Below are 5,089 nucleotides of genomic sequence, written 5' to 3'. Positions count from 1 at the left end.
CCACCCAGGAGGTCCCCGTGAGCACCCCGACCACCCCGAGGGCGGTCACGCGCGCGGACGTCGCACGGTACGCCGGCGTGAGCACGTCGGTGGTCAGCTACGTGGTGCACGACGGACCCCGACCCGTCGCCGCCGACACGGCCGCCCGGGTCCGCGAGGCGATCCGCGTCCTCGGCTACCGCCCGAACGCGAGCGCACAGGCCCTCCGTACGGGCTCGTCGAAGATGCTCGGGCTCATCGTGCCCGAGCTCGACAACCCCTTCTGGTCGGAGCTCGCCGTCGAGGTGACGCACGCCGCAGCCGCACGCGGGTACGACGTCCTCCTCGCCAACAGCGACGGGGACAGCACCCAGGAGCGCGAGCGCCTCCGCACCCTGTCCGCCCGCCAGGTCGACGGCATCATCGTGACGAGCATCCAGACGCACCCGGACCTCTCCACCGTCACCGATCCGGGCATCCCGATGGTGCTACTCAACACCTTCTTCGAGGTCCCCCACCACGTCAGCATCGGTGTCGACGCGTTCCGCGGCGCACTCGACGGCACCCGGCACCTCGTCGAGCACGGCTACGGGCCGATCGGCCTCGTGATGGGGCACGCGGGCGAGATGGAGCTCCGGGAGCAGGGGTGGATGCGGGCACTCCGGGACGCCGGGCGGCCCGACGGCCCGATCGTCCGGTGCGACTTCACCCGACGCGGCGGGTACGAAGCCGGACTCCGGATGTTCGGTGAGGGCGCCGGGCCCCGCGCGGTGTTCGTCAGCTCGGACATGCAGGCGATCGGCGTCATGCGGGCCTTGTTCGAACTCGGGCTGCGCGTCCCGGAGGACGTCGCGATCGTCTCCTTCGACGGCGCCGCCGAGGCGGACTACACGAACCCCCAGCTCACCACCGTGCGGCAGCCGATCGAGGTGATGGCGCGAGAGGCGGTCGACCGCGTCCTCGGTGGCGGCGACGAGGGCAACCGCCGACTCGTCCCGCCCGAGCTGGTCCTCGGCGCGAGTTGCGGGTGCGACGTGCGTCGCTGACGCACCCACCCACCGGACGGGAGGCACGGTGCGGGCCCGCCACGGGCCTCCCGTCTGCCGTCCGGTCGCCCGGGGACGCGACGGCGCGGACCTGACGAGACGGGGTCAGACCGCGCGCACCGCCAGGCGCTCCCTCGGGACGAGGCGCCCGGTGCCGACGACGACCGCCGTGGACTCGACGGCTTCGCCGGTCTCGCTGTCGACGACCCGGAGGTCAGCGGACCGCTCGGACGGGCGGTGCCGGTCCGCCCACTCCCCCAGGGCCAGCAACACCGGGACGAGGTCCCGCCCGGCGTCGGTGAGGACGTACTCGTCGCGCGAGCGTCCCCCCTCGGGCTTGTAGCTGACGCGCTCGAGCACGCCGCCCTCGACGAGCGATCCCAGCCGCGCGGCGAGGACCTCGCGCGGCACGCCCAGGCGTGCGCGGAAGTCACTGAACCGGGTCACGCCGAGCGCCGCGTCCCGGACGAGCATCAGCGTCCACTTCTCGCCCAGGACGTCGAGGGACCGCGCGATGGGGCAGCGCTCGTCGCCGCCGAGGATGCCGAGCATGCCCCGATCCTACCTGGGTTCGGAATGCAGACACAACGTGCTAGGTTCGGCTTCCGTACCCACCCAGATCGTCAGGAGCCACCATGACCAGCCTCACCAACGCCGTCGTCCTCGTCACGGGAGCGAACGGCGGACTCGGAACCGAGTTCGTCCGTCAGGCCCTCGCCCGCGGAGCCGCGAAGGTCTACGCCACCGCACGTTCGCCGCGCACGTGGGACGACGAACGCATCGTCCCGATCACCCTCGACGTCACCGACCAGGCCAGCGTGGACGCGGCCGTCCAGGCAGCGGGCGACACCACCGTCCTCGTGAACAACGCCGGCATCGGTGGCTCCGCGCCGCTCCTCGAGACGTCGGTCGACGACGTCGAGCGGGTCTTCGCCACGAACGTGTTCGGTGCACTCCGCGTCGCGAAGTCGTTCGCCCCGCACCTCGCCGGTGGTGCACTCGTGGACGTGCACTCCGTGTTGAGCTGGCTCGCCGTCGCGGGCGGGTACTCGGCGTCGAAGGCGGCGTTCTGGTCGATCACGAACTCGCTCCGCCTCGAGCTCGCACCCCAGGGCACGCAGGTCGTCGGCGCACACCTCGGGTACACCGACACGGGCATGACCGCCGACCTCGACGTCGAGAAGGCCGATCCCGCCGACATCGTCGCGGCGATCTGGGACGCGGTCGAGGCCGGTGAGCACGAGGTCCTCGCCGACGAGGTCAGCCGGAGCGTCCGGTCCGGGCTGAGCGCTCCGCTGCCGGCGCTCTACCCGGCGCTCGCGCAGGGCTGAGCGCCGCGGGTACTGCGGGACCGAGTCCCTCGGGCCGGGTGGGACGCGGCGCCGGTCCCGTGGGGTCGGCCCGGACACGTCCCGCGCGACACGCTGCGCTCCCGCGTACGGTCGGAACGTGCACGCCGATCGAACCCCCGTCCAGCGAGCACGGTCACGAACCAGTCGCGCTCAGGTGCTGGGCTCGTTGCTCCGGATTCCGGCAGTGGGCGGAGGCATCGGCGCCGGGTACCTCTTCGCGACGGCCGACGGAAACGGCTGGCTGCTCGCCCTCGGGGTCCTCGCCGTCGTGGTGTGCGTGGCGTCCTTCATCGGCGGCTGGGCCACCGCTGGAACGGAGAAGAATCGGGCCCTTGACGAGGCGATCGCGCTCAAGGACGAATGGGAGCAGCAGCACGACGAGGAACGCTCGCCAGGCAACTGAACGTCGGTCGAGTCCGGCGCCTCGGCATGACGCGCGTCGCCGCGACGTCCCGGTTGCTCTACGTCTTGTAGAGTCTCAGTCCGTGCGGCACGAGGTCGCGCCCGACACCGGAGAGCCCCGATGCCGCACGCCCCCGCACCCGCGTCCAGCGCGGGCTGGTTCCCCCAGCTCCTGCTCCGCCTGCACTTCCTCGCGGGCCTCTTCGTCGGGCCGTTCATCCTCGTCGCCGCACTGTCCGGCGCCGTCTACGCCGTGGCGCCCTCGATCGAGCGGGTCGTGTACGCCCACGAGTTGACCGCCCCGGTGACCGCGAGGTCGCTCCCCCTCGCCGACCAGGTGTCCGCCGCCGAGGAGTACGTCGAACGCCGGCACCCAGGCGACACCGTGACCGAGGTCCGGCCGGCCCCGACCCCGGGCACGACCACGCGCGTGATGTTCACCGAGGACGGTCTCGCGGAGTCCACCACCCGCGCGGTCTTCGTCGATCCGGGCACCGCCGAGGTCCGCGGTGACCTGCCCGTGTACGGCACGTCCGGGTCGCTGCCGTTCCGCACCTGGGTCAGCACGGTGCACCGCAGCCTGCTGCTCGGCGACGTCGGTCGGCTCTACAGCGAGACCGCCGCGTCGTGGCTCGGCATCGTGTCGCTCGCCGGGATCGCGCTGTGGACGGCGCGGATCCGGCGAGCCCGCCGCAAGCGCGAACTCGTCGTCCCGGACAACCGGGCGCACGGCTACCGGCGGACGTTCTCGTGGCACGCGGCCACCGGCGTCTGGGTGCTGCTCGGCGCGCTCTTCCTCTCGGCGACCGGCATCACGTGGTCGCACTTCGCGGGCGACAACGTCACCGCGATCCGGTCCGCGCTGAGCTGGCAGGCACCCACGGTCGACACGTCGCTCGGCGACCGAGCGGCGACCAGCGAGGGCTCGGCCGGCGAGCACGCCGGCCACCACGGCAGCGACGCCGAGCCGACCGCTGCTGCCGCCGAGGTCACGCCGGACCAGTTCGACACGGTCCTCGCCGCAGCACGCGGGGCCGACCTCGACGCCGCGGAGGTCCGCATCCACGTGCCGGCCACCTCCGACGAGGCGTGGACGGTCGAGGAGAGCAAGCAGACCTGGCCGGTCGCGATGGACGCCGTCGCGGTGGACGCCCGCGACGCGCGGGTCGTGTCCGAGGTGCGCTGGGCCGACTACCCGCTCATGGCGAAGGCCGCGAAGCTCGGCGTCAACACCCACATGGGCGTCCTGTTCGGCGTCGCGAACCAGGTCGTGCTCGTGCTCGCCGCCCTCGGCATCGCCGCGATGGTCGTGTTCGGGTACGTGATGTGGTGGCAGCGCCGCCCCGCAGGTGCCCGGTTCGGCCGCGCGCCCGCCGCCGGAGCGCTCGCCCGCGCGCCGGGATGGGGCGTCGCACTCGTCGCACTCGTCGCAGCGCTCCTCGGTGCGCTGCTCCCGACGGTCGGGGTCACGCTGCTCCTGTTCCTGCTCGTCGACGTGGTGGTCGTGACCGTGGGGTCTGCCCGCGCGCGCTGAGCGTGCGAGACTCGATCAGTGCACCACCCACCGATCGCGGTCGTCATCGCCGCCATGAGCGAGGAGGTCGGCGCCTTCGCCGGTCTGCTCGGCGGAACGCCCATCCTCGACGGTCCGGTCGGCGGCCACGACGAGCACCACCTGCTCGACGTCGGTGGTGCGACCGTCGCGGTCCGCCGGAGCGGCATCGGGTTCACCAACGCCACGGCTGCAGCGGCGCACGCCTTCCACGACTTCGGCCCCGGCATCCCCGTGATCAGCGTCGGTACCGCCGGCGGCCTCATGCACGGTGTCGCGATCGGTGACGTCGTCGTGGGCGACCACTACGTGAACCTCAACGCCGACGCGACGGCCTTCGGCTACGCCCTGGGCCAGGTGCCGGGCATGCCCGCCGGGTACGAGCCCGACCAGCGGCTGGTCGACCTCGCGCTCGCCTCGGACGCCGGGTACCCGATGCGCGCCGCGACCATCGGCTCGAGCGAGATCTTCGTGACCGAGGGTCGCGCACGCCTGCTCCGCGAGGCCTTCCCGACGGTCGCCGCGGTCGACATGGAGACGGCGGCGATCGCGCAGTTCGCGCACGTGCACGACATGCCGTTCGTGTCGGTCCGCTGCATCAGCGACCTCTGTGCTCCCGACGGCGACGAGTTCAAGGAGCACCTCGACGACGCGGCGGCACGCGCCGCGCGCGTGGTCCACGACGTGGTGACCGGACTCGTCGGCTGACGTTGCGCCCTGGTCGCGACCACAGACGGACTGGAGGCTCGACACCAGCG

General features: G+C 72.7%; 6 protein-coding genes. 5 read left to right on the top strand and 1 reads right to left on the bottom strand.

Annotation, left to right across the window (positions count from 1 at the left end; genetic code table 11):
* The first annotated feature begins 17 nt into the window (after nucleotides 1-17).
* Nucleotides 18-1,025 (top strand): LacI family DNA-binding transcriptional regulator, encoded by a 1,008-nt coding sequence (locus ACSW7Y_RS16150; protein WP_438127259.1) that lies wholly within the window; start codon nucleotides 18-20, stop codon nucleotides 1,023-1,025.
* Between the two features lie 105 nt (nucleotides 1,026-1,130).
* On the opposite strand, the gene ACSW7Y_RS16145 is transcribed toward ACSW7Y_RS16150, so the two are convergent.
* Nucleotides 1,131-1,577: a winged helix-turn-helix transcriptional regulator gene (locus ACSW7Y_RS16145; RefSeq protein ID WP_438127258.1), complete on the bottom strand. Its 447-nt coding sequence runs from the start codon at nucleotides 1,575-1,577 to the stop codon at nucleotides 1,131-1,133.
* A gap of 83 nt (nucleotides 1,578-1,660) precedes the next feature.
* Between ACSW7Y_RS16145 and ACSW7Y_RS16140 the strand changes: the two genes are divergently transcribed.
* The 4 genes from ACSW7Y_RS16140 to mtnN all read left to right on the top strand — a co-directional run bounded on the left by ACSW7Y_RS16140 (nucleotide 1,661) and on the right by mtnN (nucleotide 5,039).
* Nucleotides 1,661-2,356, top strand: coding sequence for an SDR family oxidoreductase (locus tag ACSW7Y_RS16140; RefSeq protein WP_438127257.1), 696 nt, complete (start codon nucleotides 1,661-1,663; stop codon nucleotides 2,354-2,356).
* Between the two features lie 205 nt (nucleotides 2,357-2,561).
* Entirely contained in the window at nucleotides 2,562-2,780 is a 219-nt protein-coding gene (locus ACSW7Y_RS16135; RefSeq protein ID WP_438127256.1) for a hypothetical protein, read from the top strand.
* 120 nt (nucleotides 2,781-2,900) lie between these two features.
* On the top strand, nucleotides 2,901-4,313 hold the full coding sequence (locus ACSW7Y_RS16130; protein WP_438127255.1) for a PepSY-associated TM helix domain-containing protein: 1,413 nt from the start codon (nucleotides 2,901-2,903) through the stop codon (nucleotides 4,311-4,313).
* A gap of 18 nt (nucleotides 4,314-4,331) precedes the next feature.
* Nucleotides 4,332-5,039 carry a 5'-methylthioadenosine/S-adenosylhomocysteine nucleosidase gene (mtnN, locus tag ACSW7Y_RS16125; protein ID WP_290134090.1) on the top strand — a complete coding sequence of 236 codons (708 nt, stop codon included), beginning with the start codon at nucleotides 4,332-4,334 and terminating at the stop codon, nucleotides 5,037-5,039.
* Nucleotides 5,040-5,089 lie beyond the last annotated feature (50 nt).

The sequence above is a fragment of the Curtobacterium flaccumfaciens genome (genome assembly GCF_051548005.1).
Classification (GTDB): Bacteria; Actinomycetota; Actinomycetes; order Actinomycetales; family Microbacteriaceae; genus Curtobacterium.
Note: the sequence above shows the minus strand (reverse complement) of the source record. Positions and strands in the feature narration are given on the sequence as shown.

Coding starts and splice junctions, on each gene's coding strand:
- ACSW7Y_RS16145 (WP_438127258.1), bottom strand. CDS start 1,577: ATGCTCGGCATCCTCGGCGGCGACGAGCGCTGCCCCATCGCGCGGTCC.
- ACSW7Y_RS16140 (WP_438127257.1), top strand. CDS start 1,661: ATGACCAGCCTCACCAACGCCGTCGTCCTCGTCACGGGAGCGAACGGC.
- ACSW7Y_RS16130 (WP_438127255.1), top strand. CDS start 2,901: ATGCCGCACGCCCCCGCACCCGCGTCCAGCGCGGGCTGGTTCCCCCAG.